Source organism: Enterobacter oligotrophicus (assembly GCF_009176645.1).
GTDB classification, from domain to species: Bacteria; Pseudomonadota; Gammaproteobacteria; order Enterobacterales; family Enterobacteriaceae; genus Enterobacter; species Enterobacter oligotrophicus.
Genome location: NZ_AP019007.1, coordinates 2,032,797 through 2,050,262 on the forward strand (window position 1 = coordinate 2,032,797; position 17,466 = coordinate 2,050,262).

Below are 17,466 nucleotides of genomic sequence, written 5' to 3' on the forward strand. Positions count from 1 at the left end.
TATAGTGCCCCCTCTCAGAGAGGGCACGGGACTTTGGTTTTAACCCTGCGGTTTATTTACCACGGGCTTCGATAACGGCCTGAGCAACGTTGTTAGGCGCATCATCATACTTCAGGAATTCCATGGTGTATGATGCACGACCTTTGGTCAGAGAACGCAGCTGAGTTGCATATCCGAACATTTCAGACAGCGGAACTTCAGCGTGGATCTTAACGCCAGTTACTTCGGATTCCTGACCACGCAGCATACCGCGACGACGGCTCAAGTCACCGATAACGTCACCGGTGTTCTCTTCAGGAGTTTCTACTTCAACCTTCATGATTGGTTCAAGCAGAACTGGTTTCGCTTTCTTAAAGCCTTCTTTAAAGGCAATAGACGCAGCCAGTTTAAACGCCAGTTCAGAGGAGTCAACGTCGTGGTAAGAACCGAAGTGCAGACGGATACCCATGTCAACAACCGGATAACCAGCCAGAGGACCGGCTTTCAGCTGCTCCTGGATGCCTTTATCAACGGCAGGGATGTATTCACCAGGAATTACACCACCTTTGATGTCGTTGATGAACTCGTAACCTTTAGGGTTAGAGCCCGGCTCCAGTGGGTACATATCGATCACAACGTGACCGTACTGACCGCGACCACCAGACTGCTTAGCGTGTTTACCTTCAATGTCGGTAACTTTCGCGCGAATCGCTTCGCGGTAAGCAACCTGAGGTTTACCCACGTTCGCTTCAACGTTGAACTCACGCTTCATACGGTCAACGATGATGTCCAGGTGCAGTTCACCCATACCCGCGATGATGGTCTGGTTAGATTCTTCATCAGTCCATACGCGGAATGATGGGTCTTCTTTCGCCAGACGGCCCAGAGCCAGACCCATTTTTTCCTGGTCAGCTTTGGTTTTTGGTTCAACCGCGATGGAGATTACCGGCTCAGGGAATTCCATACGCTCCAGAATGATCGGGTGATCCGGGTCACACAGGGTGTCACCAGTGGTCACGTCTTTCAGACCGATAGCTGCAGCGATGTCGCCCGCACGAACTTCTTTGATCTCTTCACGTTTGTTAGCGTGCATCTGTACGATACGGCCAAAACGTTCACGCGCCGCTTTCACGGAGTTCAGGATGGTGTCACCGGAGTTAACCACACCAGAGTAAACGCGGAAGAAGGTCAGGTTACCCACGAATGGGTCGGTAGCAATTTTGAACGCCAGTGCAGAGAACGGCTCGTCATCACTTGCGTGACGCTCAGCCGGAGTATCTTTACCGTCGTCCAGGATGCCGTTGATCGCAGGAACGTCAACCGGGGATGGCAGGTAGTCAACTACCGCATCCAGCATCGCCTGAACACCTTTGTTCTTGAACGCAGAACCACAGGTTACCAGGATGATTTCGTTGTTCAGAACGCGCTGACGCAGAGCTTTTTTGATCTCTTCTTCAGTCAGTTCTTCACCACCCAGGTATTTTTCCATCAGCTCTTCAGAGGCTTCAGCTGCGGATTCGATCAGGTTCTGGTGCCATTCGTCAGCCAGGTCCTGCATATCAGCCGGGATATCTTCGTATTCGAAGGTAACGCCCTGGTCTGCATCGTTCCAGTTGATGGCTTTCATTTTCACCAGGTCGATAACGCCGGTGAAGCCTTCTTCAGCACCAATTGCCAGCTGCAGCGGAACAGGGTTCGCGCCCAGACGGGTTTTGATCTGACCAACAACTTTCAGGAAGTTAGCACCCATACGGTCCATTTTGTTAACGAACGCGATGCGTGGAACTTTATATTTGTTCGCCTGACGCCATACGGTTTCAGACTGTGGCTGAACACCACCAACTGCGCAATAAACCATTACCGCGCCGTCAAGAACACGCATGGAACGTTCTACTTCGATGGTGAAGTCAACGTGCCCTGGGGTGTCGATGATGTTTACGCGATGCGGTTCGTACTGCTTAGCCATACCTGACCAGAATGCAGTAGTCGCTGCGGAGGTGATAGTAATACCACGCTCCTGCTCCTGTTCCATCCAGTCCATGGTGGCTGCGCCGTCATGAACTTCACCGATTTTATGGTTTACACCGGTGTAGAACAGAATACGTTCGGTAGTAGTGGTTTTACCGGCGTCGATGTGCGCACTGATACCGATGTTACGGTAGCGTGCGATGGGTGTTGTACGAGCCATTTGATTCCTCGTTTATATCTTTAGGCGTTCAGTTAAGTAACCCAGAGCGGGCGGCTTCTCTGAAGCGCCCGCCTGGTGACTACGACTCCGAAGGGATTACCAACGGTAGTGTGCGAACGCCTTGTTGGCTTCTGCCATACGGTGAACGTCTTCACGTTTCTTAACTGCAGTACCTTTGTTTTCTGCAGCATCAGAAAGTTCGTTCGCCAGACGCAGAGCCATGGATTTATCACCGCGTTTACGAGCAGCTTCAACGATCCAACGCATTGCCAGAGCATTACGACGAACCGGACGAACTTCAACTGGAACCTGATAAGTAGAACCACCAACGCGGCGAGACTTAACTTCTACAGTCGGGCGCACGTTGTCGAGAGCGACTTCGAAGGCTTCCAGTTCATTTTTACCAGAGCGCTGAGCCAGGGTCTCAAGCGCGCTGTATACGATGGCTTCTGCAGTAGATTTTTTACCATCTACCATCAGGATATTTACAAATTTTGCCAGCAGTTCTGATCCGAATTTCGGATCTGGAAGAATTTTACGCTGACCAATGACGCGACGACGTGGCATGGGAATACTCCGTTGTTAATTCAGGATTGTCCAAAACTCTAAGAGTTTAGTGTGACATTAAGATAAATCAGTTTGGCCTTACTTAACGGAGAACCATTAAGCCTTAGGACGCTTCACGCCGTACTTGGAGCGAGCCTGCTTACGGTCTTTAACACCAGAGCAGTCAAGCGCACCACGAACAGTGTGGTAACGAACACCCGGAAGGTCTTTAACACGACCGCCACGGATCAGGATCACGGAGTGCTCCTGCAGGTTGTGACCTTCACCACCGATGTAGGAAGTCACTTCAAAACCGTTAGTCAAACGCACACGGCATACTTTACGCAGTGCGGAGTTTGGTTTCTTAGGAGTGGTGGTATATACACGAGTACATACGCCACGTTTCTGCGGGCAGGCTTCCAGCGCAGGCACGTTGCTTTTTGCAACTTTGCGAGCGCGTGGTTTGCGTACCAGCTGGTTAACTGTTGCCATTAAATAGCTCCTGGTTTTAGCTTTTGCTTCGTAAACACGTAATAAAACGGCCTCATACAATATGAGGACGCGAAATTTTAGGGCTACGTCGAAAAGGTGTCAAGAAATATACAGCGATCTCAAATCACCAGTTCATTTGACTGGTATGCGTCACAGTAAGATTAACGAAATCAGTATAGCCAACCACGTTAATTTTGGCTGAAATTTGACCAGAAAGACCCCGCGCATCCAGATCGTCTTTCAGCGCTGAGACGGTTATGGGGGCATTGCTGAGGATTTCAACAAAGCGGCTGCCTTCAAGCGCAGCCAGCACGCCGTCCTGAATGAGCAGCAGGTCATCCCCTTCGCGCAACATTCTCAGTAACGCATCGGTATCACATTGCCACGGTGAATGGCTCAGGGTATGGAGCATGACGGCCTCAGAAAGTCAGAACAGTGTCGTAGTGAGAGAGTTTCTCGCGCAGCGTCGCAGAGGCAAGAATTGTCACATCCAGCACGAAACGCGTCTTATCATCTAACCCGCGCGCAGCCAGAGAGTCGGCGCAGAGATAAAAGGTGTCAATGTCGTAAAGCGGCAGAACCTTAAACGTCGCGATGTAATCTCGGGCGAGAATGGCCTGCGGCTGCTGACCAGCCAGAAGCTGCAACACCCCGTCACCAATAAAGAAAACACCGATATCTTCCGTTAATGCGGAGGTCGCAAGTAGCGCATCCAGCCCTTCTCTGCCAGACGCACTGCCGTGCGGCGCAGAGGAAAAAACAAACGCCACGCGCTTCATCAGAATTGCACCACTCTGTCACAGGTCAATGCAGCCTGCGCCAGCGCGCCCAGGCCACTCATCGAAAATCCGGGCTGCAGGTTGGAACCGGATAAACCAGGACGTTCAGCTTCGGAAGCGTCCGTCACACCGCGACGCAGTGCCGCCGCCACGCAAATTTGCAGCTCAACGCCTTGCTTTTCGTGCAACGCTTGCCAGGCGCGCACCAGGTCAAATTCATCACTCGCTGGTGACGTAAACCGGTTTGCGTTATAGACCCCTTCACGATAGAAGAAGACGCTCACCAGCTCGTGTCCAGCCTCAATGAGGGCATGTGCAAACTGCAGCGCGCTGCTGGCCTGCTGAGTGCCATAGGCCGGGCCTGTCACCACCAACGCAAAACGCATTACTTGTCTTGCCCCAGGAAATCGCCGCTTTTGAACTGGCGAATGTAGAGGTAGACCGTGTGTTTGGAGATATTCAGGCGATCGGCCACCTGGTTGATGGCATCTTTAATATCGAAAATCCCTTTCTCATAGAGATTCAGTACGATCTGACGATTCTTGGCGTTGTTCGAGACGTTGCGATCGGCATTCACCTCTTCGATTGTGAATTCAAGCGTCTGGGTCACCAGATCTTCAACGGAAGACGCAAAGTTGACTGACGAGCCAACGTCTGGCGTTTCTGGTGGAATAAAGGTGCTCATGATTTGCGAGAACGGCACGTCAAGGTTCATGTTGATGCACAGCAGCCCGATCACACGGTGCTCGCGGTTTCGGATAGCGATGGTTTCTGATTTCATCAGCACGCCACTTTTGGCGCGAGTGAAATAACATTTGGAGACGCTGCTGTCCGCGCCGGTCATGTCATGCAGCATACGCAATGCAAGGTCGGTGATGGGCGAACCAATTTTACGGCCGGTGTGCTCACCATTAGCGATGCGGATGGCGGAACACTTAAGATCCTGCAGGGAGTGCAATACGATTTCGCAGTGGGACCCAATGAGCATCGCTAACCCGTCCACTACCGCCTCGTAGGATTTGAGAATATCGAAGTCGGTCTGGTCGAAAGGACGTTGATCCAGTAAATCAAGCTCACTGGTTTCGTTGGTTAAAAGCGACCTGGACATGAAAAAAACACTCCTTTTCAGGAGCCTGTCGTTACGTTTTCAGGGCAGGCTCATTATCTACACGGACAACTAAATTAATACAGCGTGTATAACGCTTTCCAGTGTTAATTATATCTGCCCCACAATAAAAAAAACCGCCGCCTTTAAGGCGGCGGTTTCTGTGACATTACTTCTTGGCAGCAGCGGCTTTGTTGTCAGCCGGCGCATCTGCTTTCGCATCCGCTTTCGGTGCTGGTTTTATGTCCAGCAGTTCTACGTCGAAGACCAGCGTAGAGTTGGCCGGGATACCCGGAACGCCAGTTTTGCCGTAAGCCAGATCCGGTGGAATGACCATCTTGATCTTGCCGCCTTTCTTGATGTTTTTCAGACCTTCAGTCCAGCCTGGGATCACACCATCCAGACGGAAAGAGAGCGGCTCACCACGGGTGTAAGAGTTATCGAACTCTTTACCGTCGATCAGCGTACCTTTGTAGTTAACCACAACGGTATCGCTGTCTTTTGGCGCGTCGCCAGTACCTTCTTTCTCTACTTTATACACCAGGCCAGTAGAAGAGGTTTTTACACCCTTCTCTTTAGCAAAGGTATCACGGTAGGCTTTGCCTTTCGCTTCGTTGTCTTTAGCATCTGCTTCCATTTTGGTCTGAGCAGCGCCTTTCACGCGGGCTTCAAACGCCTGCAGAGTCTGTTCGATTTCCTGGTCAGACAGTTTGCTCTTGTCTGCAAACGCATCCTGAACACCCGCGATCAGCTGAGCCTTGTCCAGTTTGATGCCCAGTTTTTCCTGCTCTTTCAGAGAGTTTTCCATGTAACGGCCCAGAGATGCGCCCAGTGCGTAGGCGGATTTCTGGTCGTCATTTTTGAACGCCGCTTTGCTGTCTGCAGTCGCAGCAGGCTTCGCAGCGGTATCAGCAGCGAAAGACAGCGGTGCGTTCAGCGCGACAGCCATCGTGGTCGCCAGCAGCGTTACTTTAAACAGTGATTTCATCCATATCTCCAGGGCCTGGGGACTCTCACCCCAGCATTAAACGTAAATGAGTGACGTACTATAAATCGTTGCGGAAGAAATCTACAGACAGACTCCCCCGATTATCGCCACTTTTCAGACTATTTTTGTTTAAATAAGTTTCTTGCCAGGAGGGCGGATACTGCACTTAAGGATAAACTCAGTTAAACTTCGCCGCCGCTGGCCTGTTATGGCTACTGAGAAATGAACGAGGTGAATGATGAAGGACACAATGACAGAAGCGAGACTGGCTGAACTGGAAAGCCGCCTGGCTTTTCAGGACATCACCATCGAAGAACTGAACCAGACCGTGACCGCGCATGAACTTGAAATGGCGAAACTGCGTGACCACCTGCGTCTGTTGACGGAAAAGCTGAAAGCCACACAGACGTCAAACATTGCGTCTCAGTCAGAAGAGACGCCACCACCTCATTACTGAGGCGTAAAAAAAGCGGGAATATCCCGCTTTTTTATTTTCCGCATAACGGAATTAGTGGCAACCGCAACCGCCATGACCGCCGCAACCACCTTTACCGTGGTCATGACCATGGTCGTGATCGTGGCCGTGACCACCGCAGCAGCCGTCGTGGCCGTGATCGTGGTCATGGTCGTGACCGTGCGCACCGTGAACATGGCCGTGAGCCAGTTCTTCTTCGGTCGCTTCACGGATCGCAACAACTTCTACGTTGAATTTCAGGTTCTGACCAGCCAGCATGTGGTTGCCGTCAACCACAACGTGGTCGTCTTCAACTTCAGTAATTTCAACCGGCACAGGACCCTGGTCAGTTTCAGCCAGGAAGCGCATGCCAACCTGCAGTTCGTCAACGCCCATGAACACGTCTTTAGGAACGCGCTGAACCAGGTTGTCGTCATACTGACCGTAAGCGTCATTCGCGCCTACAGCAACGTCAAATTTGTCGCCAACGTCGTGACCTTCCAGCGCAGTTTCCAGGCCGGAAATCAGGGAACCGTGACCATGCAGGTAGTCCAGCGGCGCACTCACCGGAGACTCATCAACCAACACACCGTCTTCTGTACGTACCTGATAGGCCAGGCTGACCACCAGGTCTTTTGCTACTTTCATGATATCTCCTGAGCGTGGGAAAATTGCTGGCGCAGATTGTAGCGGAAATCTGCACCCGTGTACCCTTTAGCTTAAAAAAACTCAGGGCATATCGCTAGTCCGGATGAAAAATGCCGATCACTTGCTCTTCTTTGCGAACGTGATCGCGGGCTTCTTTGTCGGCCTCACGCATCTGGTGACCGCACTTAACACACTCAACGATATCGATATTATTTTCGCGCCACATGGCCAGAGTATCTTGTGCCTGGCAGGACGGGCACTTTGCACCCGCGATAAAGCGTTTACGTACAGCCATCTTTCGTTACCCTTTATTCAAATTCATCCCAGCCGTCGAGCTGGCGTCGTTCCTGTTGCATCTCACGCTGGAAAATCTCTTCCAGCTCACGACGCGCCTCCCGCACGCGGGAGATCTGCGCCGTATCGGTATGTACCGGCATCAGCTCACGCAGCATTCGCATATCCAGCCGGCGGAAATGCATCTGGGCGCGCTGAGCCTGGTGCGGATGCATACCCAGTGAAATCAGCGCCTTACGCCCCAGTTCCAGCGCACTGGAGAAGGTCTCGCGGGAGAAGTGTTTCACACCCGCCTGCAAAAGTTCGTGAGCTTCAACACGTCCACGCGCACGCGCCAGGATATGCAGGTGCGGGAAATGCTGCTGGCACAGCTCCACCAGCTTCATCGTGTCTTCCGGATCATTACAGGTGATGACGATTGACTCCGCCGCTTCCGCCCCGGCTGAGCGCAACAGTTCAAGCTGCGTCGCATCGCCGTAGTAAACCTTATAGCCATATTTACGCATCAGGTTCACCGCGCTGATATCACGCTCCAGCACCGTAATACGCATCTTATTCGCCATCAGCAAACGCCCGATAACCTGCCCGAAGCGGCCAAAACCCACCACGATCACCTGCGGCTTATCATCTTCCACCCACGGCGTTTCGTCTTCATCATCTGCCGGGTTTAACCGGCGTGACAGCAGTTTGTCGACCAGCTTCATCAGCAGTGGCGTGGTCATCATCGACAGCGTGACCGTTACCAGCAACAGCGCCATCTGGTCATCTTTGAACAGTTTCTGCGACGACGCGGTAGAGAACAGCACAAACGCAAACTCTCCCCCCTGGCTTAACACGCTGGCAAACTGCATGCGTTCCGAACTGCGTAGCCCGTAAACACGAGCCAGCACATAGAGAACCAGCGTTTTCACCGCCACCAGCACGGCAACGCTGACGATAACCCACAGAAGATGGGTATAGAGCACACCCAAATTCAACGCCATCCCCACCGAAATAAAGAACAGCCCTAACAGCAGCCCTTTAAACGGATCGATAGCAATCTCCAGTTCATGACGATATTCGCTCTCGGCAAGCAGTACCCCGGCAATGAACGTGCCAAGCGCCATCGACAGCCCCAGCGCATCCATAAACAGCGCGGAGCCGAGCACCAGCAGCAGCGTGGCGGCAGTAAACACCTCACGCACGCCCGACGCGGCGATAAAGCGGAACACCGGACGCAGTAAAAAACGTCCGCCAATCAGCATCCCCGCGAAGGCCAGCACCTTCATGGAGACTTTCACCCAGTCGAAATGATCGTCGCCGGAGCCCGCCAGCAGCGGCACCAGCGCTAACGCCGGGATCACCGCTAAATCCTGGAACAACAGCACCGAAAAGCCCAGTTGTCCCGCCTCGTTACGGTTCATCCCTTTGTCGCGCATCATCTGCAGCGCCATCGCCGTCGAGGACATCGCAAGGCCAATCCCACCAATGACCGCCGCCTGCCACGAGAAGTCCGTCAACATCAACAGCCCCGCCAGAATCGCGGCGCTAAACAGCACCTGCGCGGCACCGACGCCAAAGATAGACTGCCGAAGCTGCCACAGCTTGGACGGGTTCAGTTCAAGGCCGATGATAAACATCAGGAACACGACACCAAGCTCAGAGAAGTGGAGGATTTCATCCACATCGCTGATAAACCCTAGCCCCCAGGGTCCAATGGCGATCCCCGCCAGCAAATACCCCAGCACCGCGCCAATGCCAATCCGCGCGGCCAGCGGCACGGCCACAACCGCTGCAAATAAAAACAACACCCCGGCAAGGAGCAAATTCGATCCTTCCATTAACGACCTCCTGCCGAAATCGGTGACGCCAGCCACTCGCCATAGGCTCTGGCATGGCTCGCCAGCGCTTCAGGCTGCTGACGACGCGCCCAGTAAACAATAATCGGATTCATCCAGTGCATACGGCACATCGCCGCCGTCAGCTCAAAAGGGCGCAGGATATCGCTCATCGGATAGCGGTTCAGCCCGTCGTGACGGTAAGCGCTCTCTGGCTCACCGGTCGTGATGACGCTACGCCAGTACTTTCCCGCCAGCTGGTTGCCCCCTACCCCGCTGGAGAAACCCCGGCTCAGCACGCGGTCGAGCCACTCTTTGAGCAGCGCCGGACAGCTATAGGTATAGAGCGGATGCTGGAACACAATGACGTCATGCTGACGCAGCAGTTCCTGCTCGTAAGGAATATCAATAAAGAAATCAGGATAGTGCGCGTAGAGATCGTGCACCGTCACGTTGCTGAGCTGTGTAGCCGGTTTAAGCAGTACCCGGTTCGCCACCGAGTCCTGAGATTCCGGATGGGCATACAGCAGCAGCACTTTTGCTGTCTGAGACATCATTCCCCTCCCGGTTCTGTTTCTGTTTTTGTGTATCGTCGTTGTTTTGGGCTACCATGGCGGCCCGGTGCGGAAAATGGCCCACACCTTACATTATCATAATGACAAATTAACATAGTCGGAACATACGGCGCTTCTATGATTGTTTTCTCCTCGTTACAAATTCGTCGCGGCGTGCGCGTCCTGCTGGATAACGCCACTGCCACCATCAATCCGGGTCAAAAGGTCGGGCTGGTCGGCAAAAATGGCTGCGGTAAATCCACCCTGCTGGCACTGCTGAAAAACGAGATTAGCGCGGATGGCGGTAACTTTACCTTTCCGGGGAACTGGCAGCTCGCATGGGTAAACCAGGAGACGCCGGCCCTGAGCGAACCGGCGCTCGACTATGTTATCGACGGCGACCGTGAATACCGCAAACTGGAAGCGGAACTCAACGCCGCCAACGAACGCAACGACGGTCACGCCATTGCCACCGTTCATGGCAAGCTGGACGCCATTGACGCCTGGACCATTCGCGCCCGCGCCTCCAGCCTGCTGCACGGCCTGGGCTTCAGCAACGAGCAGCTCGAACGCCCGGTCAGCGATTTCTCCGGCGGCTGGCGCATGCGTCTTAACCTGGCGCAGGCGCTGATCTGCCGTTCTGATTTATTGCTGCTCGATGAACCGACGAACCACCTCGATCTCGATGCGGTTATTTGGCTGGAGAAGTGGCTCAAGAGCTATCAGGGCACTCTGATTCTGATCTCCCACGACCGTGATTTCCTCGACCCGGTGGTGGATAAAATCATTCATATCGAACAACAAACGATGTTCGAGTACACCGGCAACTACAGCTCCTTCGAGCGCCAGCGTGCGACGCGCCTTGCCCAGCAGCAGGCAATGTACGAAAGCCAGCAGCAGCGCGTGGCGCACCTGCAGAGTTTCGTTGACCGTTTCAAAGCCAAAGCCTCAAAAGCCAAGCAGGCCCAGAGCCGCATCAAGATGCTGGAACGCATGGAGATGATTGCTCCGGCGCACGTGGATAACCCGTTCCACTTCAATTTCCGCGAGCCGGAAAGCCTGCCGAATCCACTGCTGAAGATGGAAAAGGTCAGCGCGGGCTATGGCGATCGCATTATCCTCGACTCCATTAAACTTAACCTGGTACCGGGTTCACGTATCGGTCTGCTGGGGCGTAACGGTGCCGGTAAGTCCACATTGATTAAACTGCTGGCAGGCGAGCTTAACCCGGTCAGCGGCGAAATTGGTCTGGCGAAGGGCATTAAACTCGGTTACTTCGCCCAGCATCAGCTGGAATTTTTACGCGCGGATGAATCTCCCATCCAGCACCTGGCGCGTCTGGCTCCGCAGGAGATGGAGCAGAAACTGCGTGACTACCTCGGCGGCTTTGGCTTCCAGGGTGATAAGGTCACTGAAAACACCGAGCGCTTCTCTGGCGGTGAAAAAGCCCGTCTGGTGCTGGCGTTAATCGTCTGGCAGCGCCCGAACCTGCTGCTGCTCGATGAACCGACCAACCACCTCGATCTCGATATGCGTCAGGCGCTGACCGAAGCGCTGATTGAGTTCGAAGGCGCGCTGGTTGTCGTTTCGCACGATCGTCACCTGATCCGCTCCACCACCGACGATCTCTACTTAGTGCATGACGGCAAAGTCGAGCCGTTCGACGGCGACCTGGAAGACTATCAGCAGTGGCTGACGGACGTGCAGAAGCAGGAAAACCAGCCGGACGAGTCAGCGAAAGATAACGCCAACAGTGCGCAGGCGCGTAAAGATCAGAAGCGTCGTGAAGCGGAGCTACGCACCCAGACGCAGCCGCTGCGTAAAGAGATTGCCCGCCTTGAAAAAGAGATGGAAAAACTCAACGCCACGCTTGCCACCGTTGAAGAGAAGCTGGGCGACAGCGACCTGTACGATCAGAGCCGCAAAGCTGAACTGACGGAGTGCCTGCAAACCCAGGCGAAAACCAAATCCAGCCTCGAAGCGTGTGAAATGGCGTGGCTGGACGCGCAGGAACAGCTGGAAGCGATGCTGCAGGCCGACTAACACGCCGGGAGGAGTATGAGTTTCGATATCACGAGCGACATTACATTCCGTAAGCTCAGCATCTTCATGACGTTCATGGAGAAAGGCAATATCGCGCGTACTGCCGAAACTCTGGGCCTGAGCGGCGTCAGCGTCCATCGTGCGCTGCATACGCTGGAAGAAAACGTGCGCTGCCCGCTCTTCACCCATAAGGGTCGCAACCTGATTGCGCTTCCCTCCGCGTGGACACTGCTGGAGTATTGCCAGGAAGTGATGCAGGTGATGGAGCGCGGGCTGGAAGAATCGCGCAAAATCGCCGGTATCGGACAGGGGCGCTTGCGCGTCGGTACGCTCTACTCGCTTACGCTGGAAACCGTGCCGCGGCTGATCATGGGCATGAAACTGCGTCGCCCGGATCTGGAGATGGATCTGACGATGGGCTCCAATGACACGTTGCTGCATATGCTCGACGACGGCTCGCTGGACGCGATTTTAATCTCCATCTCCGAAAGCGATATCGACCGCAACAGCCTCGAAGTTTTGCCCCTGTTTCACGACGACATATTCCTTGCCGCACCCGCTTCTGCCGCGCTGAATACCAGCGGACTGGCCGATCTGCGTGATTACAAAGATCAGAAATTTGTCTCCCTGGCGGAAGGCTTCGCCACTTACGCAGGCTTCCAGGAAGCGTTCCATATCGCCGGTTTTGAGCCGGAGATCGTCACCCGCGTGAATGACATCTTCTCGATGCTGAGCCTGGTGCAGGCGGGCGTTGGCTTTACGCTGATGCCGGGCAGGATGAAGAAGGTGTATGAGAATTCGGTGCAGCTATTGAAGCTGGCGCAGCCGTACCAGATGCAGCAGCTTATCGCGATTGTCTTTGCCCGCAACCGCGAGCAGGACCCGAGCCTGCGAGCATTAGCCGCCGAGGGGCGGATGTACGCCCGCAGTTTGCAGGAGGGTGCCTGACTCCTTGCCGGGTGGCGACGCGATGCGTCTTACCCGGCCTACAAATCCATTCCACCGAACCTGCAGGCCCGGTCAGCGCAGCGCCACCGGACAAAAAAACTCACCGCTGAAGCCGACCCGCCAGGTGCACCGCGACGTCCACCCCGCTGCGTTCCAGCGAAATCGCCTCTCCTTCCCATGCAGCCTGACGCGTCAGGCAGGTCAGTACACCTCCGGGCGGCATCTCAATCGCCAGCCTCGCTTCGCGTTCATTCGCAGAAATCACCGCCTCCTGCCAGCGCACCGTGCGCGCCATGTTCATCGCCAGGTCGTCAGCGATTCTTTCCGGCTGCCAGAGCACGCGCCCGGTGCTGCCGCTCAGATACGCACAGCGTGGACGAGAAAGCGTGACGGAATTAAATGCATCGACCAGTTTCTGCGCGGGCTCCGCCAGCAGTTCACAGTGCGACGGCACGCTGACCGCCAGGCGATGCGCCTTACTCGCGCCTTTCGCCAGGGCACGTGATGCCACCTGCGCCATTCCTTCATCACTTCCGGCAATCACAATCTGCGTTTCGGCATTCAGGTTGGCGATATGTGTTCCGGTGCCTTCGATAAGCTGTTCCACCTGCGGCAGGGTTAAGCCCATGATTGCCGTCAGACCGTAACCGTGCGGGTACGCCTGCTCCATCAGATCGCCGCGCAGCGCCACCAGCGTAAGCGCGTCCGTAAAGTCCAGCGCACCGGCGACGACCGCCGCAGGGTATGCCCCAATGGACAGCCCGCTGACAATATCCGGCGACACGCCACGTCGTTCCAGCTCACGCGCCCAGGCCACGCCTGCAATCAGCAGTGAAAGCTGTACCGCACGGGTGTGCGCCAGCGAGGCTGTGCTGTCCAGCGTATCGACTTCAGCACCCAGCACGTCGCGCGCCTGAGCCAGCTCCGTTCCCGGCAGGTTCTGCAGCATACCTTCGTGCTGCGTGCCCTGCCCCGGAAAGGTAAACAGTATTTTCATCACTCCTCCCTGTGCCACGGGTCCGTCACCAGACGTGGCCCACGGCCGGTTTTCAGCAGCGTTTTGCCGTCGCGCAGCCACTCCGCCAGCGCGAATCCACCTTCGGGTGTGTCCACCTGCGTATCCGCCCGGCACAACGCGCGGCTGAGCTGAGACTGCCAGCCAGAAAAGGCGTCAGCGGCAATCGGCAGTGGGGCGCGGATCAGCAGATCAAGATCGCTGTCGGCATGAATAACCGGAATACCGGTCGCCAGCGCGTAGCCGGTGCTGCCGGTAATGCCCCACGTCCACGGCCACGCCTGCTGAGAAAGCTGTAACGCCACCTGAACCGGTGGCTGAGTCACAAAGGGTGAACGCAGCAGAACGGCTGTTACGCTCAGATCTTCCGGTGAAACCACACGCAACACGTTTTCAGGTTTCACCCATCCGGCCGCCCGCTGGTCGCGACGCAATCCACGCACACCAACGGGAATACGGCCTTCATTATCAACATCACGCCGCACTACCACCGGCAAGCCGGTATGCCACGCCGCATCCACCCAGGATTCGGTGATACCTTCCAGCGCGTCACGCGCGTTAAGCCAGATGAGGTCGTGCGGGCGTAATGTTGTGGTCATGATTACATTCCTGAAGTCAGCGAGATAAACAGCGGCAGCGACAGGATACACAGTACGGAGCTTAACAGCAGCACGGCTTCTGCATCTGGCGACTGCACGCCAAAGCGGTTACCGAATACCACGCCGAAGAAGCCCGCAGAGAGCGCAATCATCAGAATAGCGGTGATCGCCACGGAGCCGTGCAGACCGAAGATTAAAACGATACCCCAGGCAATGGCTGGCTGAATCAGCAGCTTGGCAATGGTTGAAGTGATAACCATGGTGTTGATCTGCAGCTTACGGGCAGAGAGGATCACCCCGGTCAGGAACAGCGCCGCAGCGGTCGCAGACAGTCCCAGCGGTTTAATGGCAGCAAGCACCAGCTCCGGCATTTTGATGCCAATGGCGGACAAAATCACACCCAGCAGCGGCCCCATCACGATCGGTTTTTTAATCGAGCGCCACATCAGCACCGGCAGCATGGAGAGCGTAGAACCCGAGTTATTCCCCTCAGCACGCGCTTTCTCACGCTCCAGGATCAGCAGGCAGAACGGCGTCATCAGTACCGAACCGCAGGCAATGGAGACCGCCACAGACAGCGACGTGGAAGACCCTTCACCCAGTACGCTACCCAGAATCGGCAGACCGAGCGCCGCATAGTTCGGCAGAGCAACCGTCAGGGTCAGCACCGCTGCATCCTGCGGAGATTTTTTAAAGACTTTGGTGGCGAGGAAGTAGATTGCCGCATAGGTAATCCACATCGCCAGCGTCAGCACCAGGATCAGCGGCGACTGCGCCACAATGCCGGTCCACGGGGTCTGCACGGTCGCGCTGAACAGCGCAGCAGGCAGGGCAAAATCCATCACGAAAATATTGAGCAGGGAAACATTTTTGTTATCGACCATCTTTGCCTTACCGGCCCAGAATCCCAGCAGCATGATGACGAAAATCGGTGCAAGAGCATGAACAATTACGTAAGTCATAAATCACCTGTGATTAAAAAGAAGTAGCACTGGCGCGATGATTATTATTTTCAGGATGCAGGTTCCCACGCAGGCGCAGCCTTCGCGCCCGCGGGGTAATGCATCTGGCAGGTCTCTTTTTACTTACCAGCTTGCTCGCATACGTTCGCGTACGAGGGCAGAGCTGCGGCGGTTGTCAGCACCCAGACGGGTTTTCAACGTGGTGTCCTGACGAGCGTCATTGATGGCCTGTTGCAGGGTGGTTTTCACCTGCGTCAGATCGTTTTCAGACGGGGCATCCGGGTTGCTGATATCCAGCAGGTTAGAAAGCAGCCCCAGCGTGGCGTAGTTGCTGATGTCATAGGCCATTGGCGGAATGGTCGCCGCCAGTTTTTCCAGCGCCTCGACGGTACGCAGCGTAATGCGCGCCGCAGACTCTTTGCCCATCGCGTGGATCAGCACACCTTTGTCGTTGAACGCGATCAGACGGTTGGCCTGGTAGCCGTGCGCCAGAAACGCGCCAGACATCGCTTTGCCGACGATAAGCCCAATCACCGGGTGACCGGCCAGACGCGCGTTAGCATACGCAGCGGCGGCACCGGCCAGCGCCTGGTGGATACCAAACGCCTCTTCGCGACGGCCATAGGCCTGGCTTGGGACGTCGATCACCGCCACAATCGGGCGTTTCACGGATTTGTCAGCATCGGCAGCCACGGTTTCGCTGACCACTTTTGCCAGGGTCCAGCCCTCCAGCAGGCCGACTTCACCTTTCGCCGCGCGCGGGAAGTGGTTGTTGGCATCCGGTACGACGGCAACAAAACGCACCGTTTCACCGTTAAGCTCGCCATCGGCCGCCTGCACGGACGGACATAATCCCTCCAGACGTTTGGCGTTCGGGGCGAGGGTTTCCAGCCAGAGTTCGCCACGGCTTACTGAGTTAGTCATCATTTCACCTCCCGTGCAAAGAGCGCGTTAATCTGTTCGGCATCGGCCTGTTTGCGGGTGTCGAAATTCGTCAGACGCTTCAGGTAATCGTCATAGTTATCGGTGCGATGTTTTGCCGGTACACCTTTAGCAATCGCCTCGTTCATCGCCTGTTTCACGGCGTTAACACCGTCGCCCACCAGCGCATCTACCAGACCACTCTGATAGCGTACTTCGCCGCCGGTCATGCTCCAGATAAACGGGCGGTCGCGGGAGTCATACTCTTCAATGCCCGCTTCCTGCTCGATAACCTGCGGACCGTTGAGGCCGAGACGCGCTTCACGGGTCACAATCAGGTAGCTGCAGAGCGCCGCCGCGATGGACATCCCGCCGAAGCAGCCCACGGTCCCGGCGACAATCCCGACCACCGGGGTATAGCGACGCAGGTCAACAATCGCGGCGTGGATATCGGCAATCGCCGCCAGGCCGAGGTTGGCTTCCTGCAGACGCACGCCGCCGGTTTCGAGGCACAGCACCGCCTGAGTCGGAATGCCGTTACGGTTATCTTCTGCCGCCAGCTCCAGCGCCGCCGCCATTTTCGCGCCGGACACTTCGCCCATGCTGCCGCCCTGGAACGCGCCTTCAATCGCCACAACCACCGCAGGCTGACCGTTGAGGGTGCCTTTGGCGACAACCATGCCGTCATCCGCCTGCGGGACAATACCCTGAGGCCCAAGCCACGGGGAGATAATGCCTTCAAACGGCCCCAGCAGTTCACGATAGCTGCCGTCATCCAGCAGCGCCTGCGCACGCTGGCGCGCTTTCAATTCGATAAAGCTGCTGTCATCACGCATGGCTCACCCCTTCAAAAACCTGTTCGATACGAATGCGTGCCACGCCCGGCGTTGCGCCGAAATCGTGGATGGTCAGTTTGCCCGCAGGCAAGCTGCTGACGGTCTGCAGGCGGTTGAACAACGCCTCCCAGCGACCACGGCTGTTATCGACGGAGGTGGTGATATCAATGGTTAAGGTCTGGCCCGGTTCGGCGGTGAATAGCACCTCCATATCCCCGGAGCCGACTACCCCTGCCATCGCCCTGCCGCTTAATGCGCGGCTGGCTGGCACGGTTAATGTGATTTTTTCCATAACATC

At 55.6% G+C, this 17,466-nt stretch carries 21 protein-coding genes; 3 read left to right on the top strand and 18 right to left on the bottom strand.

The annotated features are described in order from the left end of the window. Window positions 1–52: 52 nt before the first annotated feature. From fusA to fkpA, 8 genes are all read right to left on the bottom strand, one after another. Window positions 53–2,167 (bottom strand): elongation factor G, encoded by a 2,115-nt coding sequence (fusA, locus tag EoCCA6_RS09865; RefSeq protein ID WP_152082496.1) that lies wholly within the window; start codon window positions 2,165–2,167, stop codon window positions 53–55. 96 nt (window positions 2,168–2,263) lie between these two features. Next, entirely contained in the window at window positions 2,264–2,734 is a 471-nt protein-coding gene (gene rpsG / locus EoCCA6_RS09870; RefSeq protein WP_003861706.1) for a 30S ribosomal protein S7, read from the bottom strand. 96 nt (window positions 2,735–2,830) lie between these two features. Then, complete coding sequence (gene rpsL / locus EoCCA6_RS09875; RefSeq protein ID WP_000246815.1) at window positions 2,831–3,205, bottom strand: 30S ribosomal protein S12; 375 nt, start codon at window positions 3,203–3,205, stop codon at window positions 2,831–2,833. A gap of 124 nt (window positions 3,206–3,329) precedes the next feature. Next, a complete protein-coding gene (gene tusB, locus EoCCA6_RS09880) occupies window positions 3,330–3,617 on the bottom strand; it encodes a sulfurtransferase complex subunit TusB (RefSeq protein ID WP_152082497.1) in 288 nt (95 codons plus the stop codon). Between the two features lie 7 nt (window positions 3,618–3,624). Beyond that, complete coding sequence (gene tusC / locus EoCCA6_RS09885; protein WP_152082498.1) at window positions 3,625–3,984, bottom strand: sulfurtransferase complex subunit TusC; 360 nt, start codon at window positions 3,982–3,984, stop codon at window positions 3,625–3,627. Beyond that, window positions 3,984–4,370 carry a sulfurtransferase complex subunit TusD gene (gene tusD, locus EoCCA6_RS09890; protein WP_152082499.1) on the bottom strand — a complete coding sequence of 129 codons (387 nt, stop codon included), beginning with the start codon at window positions 4,368–4,370 and terminating at the stop codon, window positions 3,984–3,986. The genes tusC and tusD overlap by 1 nt, the downstream gene beginning before the upstream one ends. After that, entirely contained in the window at window positions 4,370–5,092 is a 723-nt protein-coding gene (locus tag EoCCA6_RS09895; protein ID WP_003861697.1) for a helix-turn-helix transcriptional regulator, read from the bottom strand. The genes tusD and EoCCA6_RS09895 overlap by 1 nt, the downstream gene beginning before the upstream one ends. A 166-nt stretch (window positions 5,093–5,258) precedes the next feature. Further along, window positions 5,259–6,077 (bottom strand): FKBP-type peptidyl-prolyl cis-trans isomerase, encoded by an 819-nt coding sequence (gene fkpA / locus EoCCA6_RS09900; protein ID WP_152082500.1) that lies wholly within the window; start codon window positions 6,075–6,077, stop codon window positions 5,259–5,261. A 238-nt stretch (window positions 6,078–6,315) separates the two neighbouring features. Between fkpA and EoCCA6_RS09905 the strand changes: the two genes are divergently transcribed. Beyond that, window positions 6,316–6,534, top strand: a complete 219-nt coding sequence (locus tag EoCCA6_RS09905) for a protein SlyX (protein ID WP_152084433.1) — start codon at window positions 6,316–6,318, stop codon at window positions 6,532–6,534. 51 nt (window positions 6,535–6,585) lie between these two features. Here EoCCA6_RS09905 and slyD read toward each other — a convergent pair whose 3' ends face one another. The 4 genes from slyD to kefG form a co-directional block, all read right to left on the bottom strand. Beyond that, entirely contained in the window at window positions 6,586–7,179 is a 594-nt protein-coding gene (gene slyD / locus EoCCA6_RS09910) for a peptidylprolyl isomerase (RefSeq protein ID WP_152082501.1), read from the bottom strand. Window positions 7,180–7,273: 94 nt separating this feature from the next. Beyond that, window positions 7,274–7,474, bottom strand: a complete 201-nt coding sequence (locus EoCCA6_RS09915) for a YheV family putative zinc ribbon protein (protein ID WP_003861689.1) — start codon at window positions 7,472–7,474, stop codon at window positions 7,274–7,276. A 13-nt stretch (window positions 7,475–7,487) separates the two neighbouring features. After that, window positions 7,488–9,293, bottom strand: coding sequence for a glutathione-regulated potassium-efflux system protein KefB (gene kefB, locus EoCCA6_RS09920; protein WP_152082502.1), 1,806 nt, complete (start codon window positions 9,291–9,293; stop codon window positions 7,488–7,490). Then, entirely contained in the window at window positions 9,293–9,844 is a 552-nt protein-coding gene (gene kefG, locus EoCCA6_RS09925; RefSeq protein WP_152084434.1) for a glutathione-regulated potassium-efflux system ancillary protein KefG, read from the bottom strand. The genes kefB and kefG overlap by 1 nt, the downstream gene beginning before the upstream one ends. Window positions 9,845–9,982: 138 nt before the next feature. On the opposite strand from kefG, the gene EoCCA6_RS09930 reads away from it, so the two are divergent. Both EoCCA6_RS09930 and EoCCA6_RS09935 read left to right on the top strand, forming a co-directional pair. Beyond that, window positions 9,983–11,887 carry an ABC transporter ATP-binding protein gene (locus tag EoCCA6_RS09930; RefSeq protein WP_152082503.1) on the top strand — a complete coding sequence of 635 codons (1,905 nt, stop codon included), beginning with the start codon at window positions 9,983–9,985 and terminating at the stop codon, window positions 11,885–11,887. A gap of 15 nt (window positions 11,888–11,902) precedes the next feature. Then, entirely contained in the window at window positions 11,903–12,835 is a 933-nt protein-coding gene (locus tag EoCCA6_RS09935; RefSeq protein ID WP_152082504.1) for a LysR substrate-binding domain-containing protein, read from the top strand. Between the two features lie 100 nt (window positions 12,836–12,935). On the opposite strand, the gene mdcH is transcribed toward EoCCA6_RS09935, so the two are convergent. From mdcH to mdcC, 6 genes are all read right to left on the bottom strand, one after another. Further along, window positions 12,936–13,832, bottom strand: a complete 897-nt coding sequence (mdcH, locus tag EoCCA6_RS09940; protein WP_152082505.1) for a malonate decarboxylase subunit epsilon — start codon at window positions 13,830–13,832, stop codon at window positions 12,936–12,938. Next, window positions 13,832–14,449, bottom strand: coding sequence for a malonate decarboxylase holo-ACP synthase (locus EoCCA6_RS09945; protein WP_152082506.1), 618 nt, complete (start codon window positions 14,447–14,449; stop codon window positions 13,832–13,834). Before EoCCA6_RS09945 ends, mdcH begins: the two co-directional genes overlap by 1 nt. 2 nt (window positions 14,450–14,451) lie before the next feature. Next, window positions 14,452–15,411 (bottom strand): AEC family transporter, encoded by a 960-nt coding sequence (locus EoCCA6_RS09950; RefSeq protein WP_024907941.1) that lies wholly within the window; start codon window positions 15,409–15,411, stop codon window positions 14,452–14,454. Between the two features lie 123 nt (window positions 15,412–15,534). Then, the gene (gene mdcE, locus EoCCA6_RS09955) at window positions 15,535–16,335 is read right to left on the bottom strand and encodes a biotin-independent malonate decarboxylase subunit gamma (protein ID WP_152084435.1); all 801 of its coding nucleotides are present in this window, start codon (window positions 16,333–16,335) and stop codon (window positions 15,535–15,537) included. Further along, on the bottom strand, window positions 16,335–17,168 hold the full coding sequence (locus EoCCA6_RS09960; protein WP_152082507.1) for a biotin-independent malonate decarboxylase subunit beta: 834 nt from the start codon (window positions 17,166–17,168) through the stop codon (window positions 16,335–16,337). The genes mdcE and EoCCA6_RS09960 overlap by 1 nt, the downstream gene beginning before the upstream one ends. After that, window positions 17,161–17,460, bottom strand: coding sequence for a malonate decarboxylase acyl carrier protein (gene mdcC / locus EoCCA6_RS09965; RefSeq protein ID WP_152082508.1), 300 nt, complete (start codon window positions 17,458–17,460; stop codon window positions 17,161–17,163). The genes EoCCA6_RS09960 and mdcC overlap by 8 nt, the downstream gene beginning before the upstream one ends. Between the last annotated feature and the right edge of the window lie 6 nt (window positions 17,461–17,466).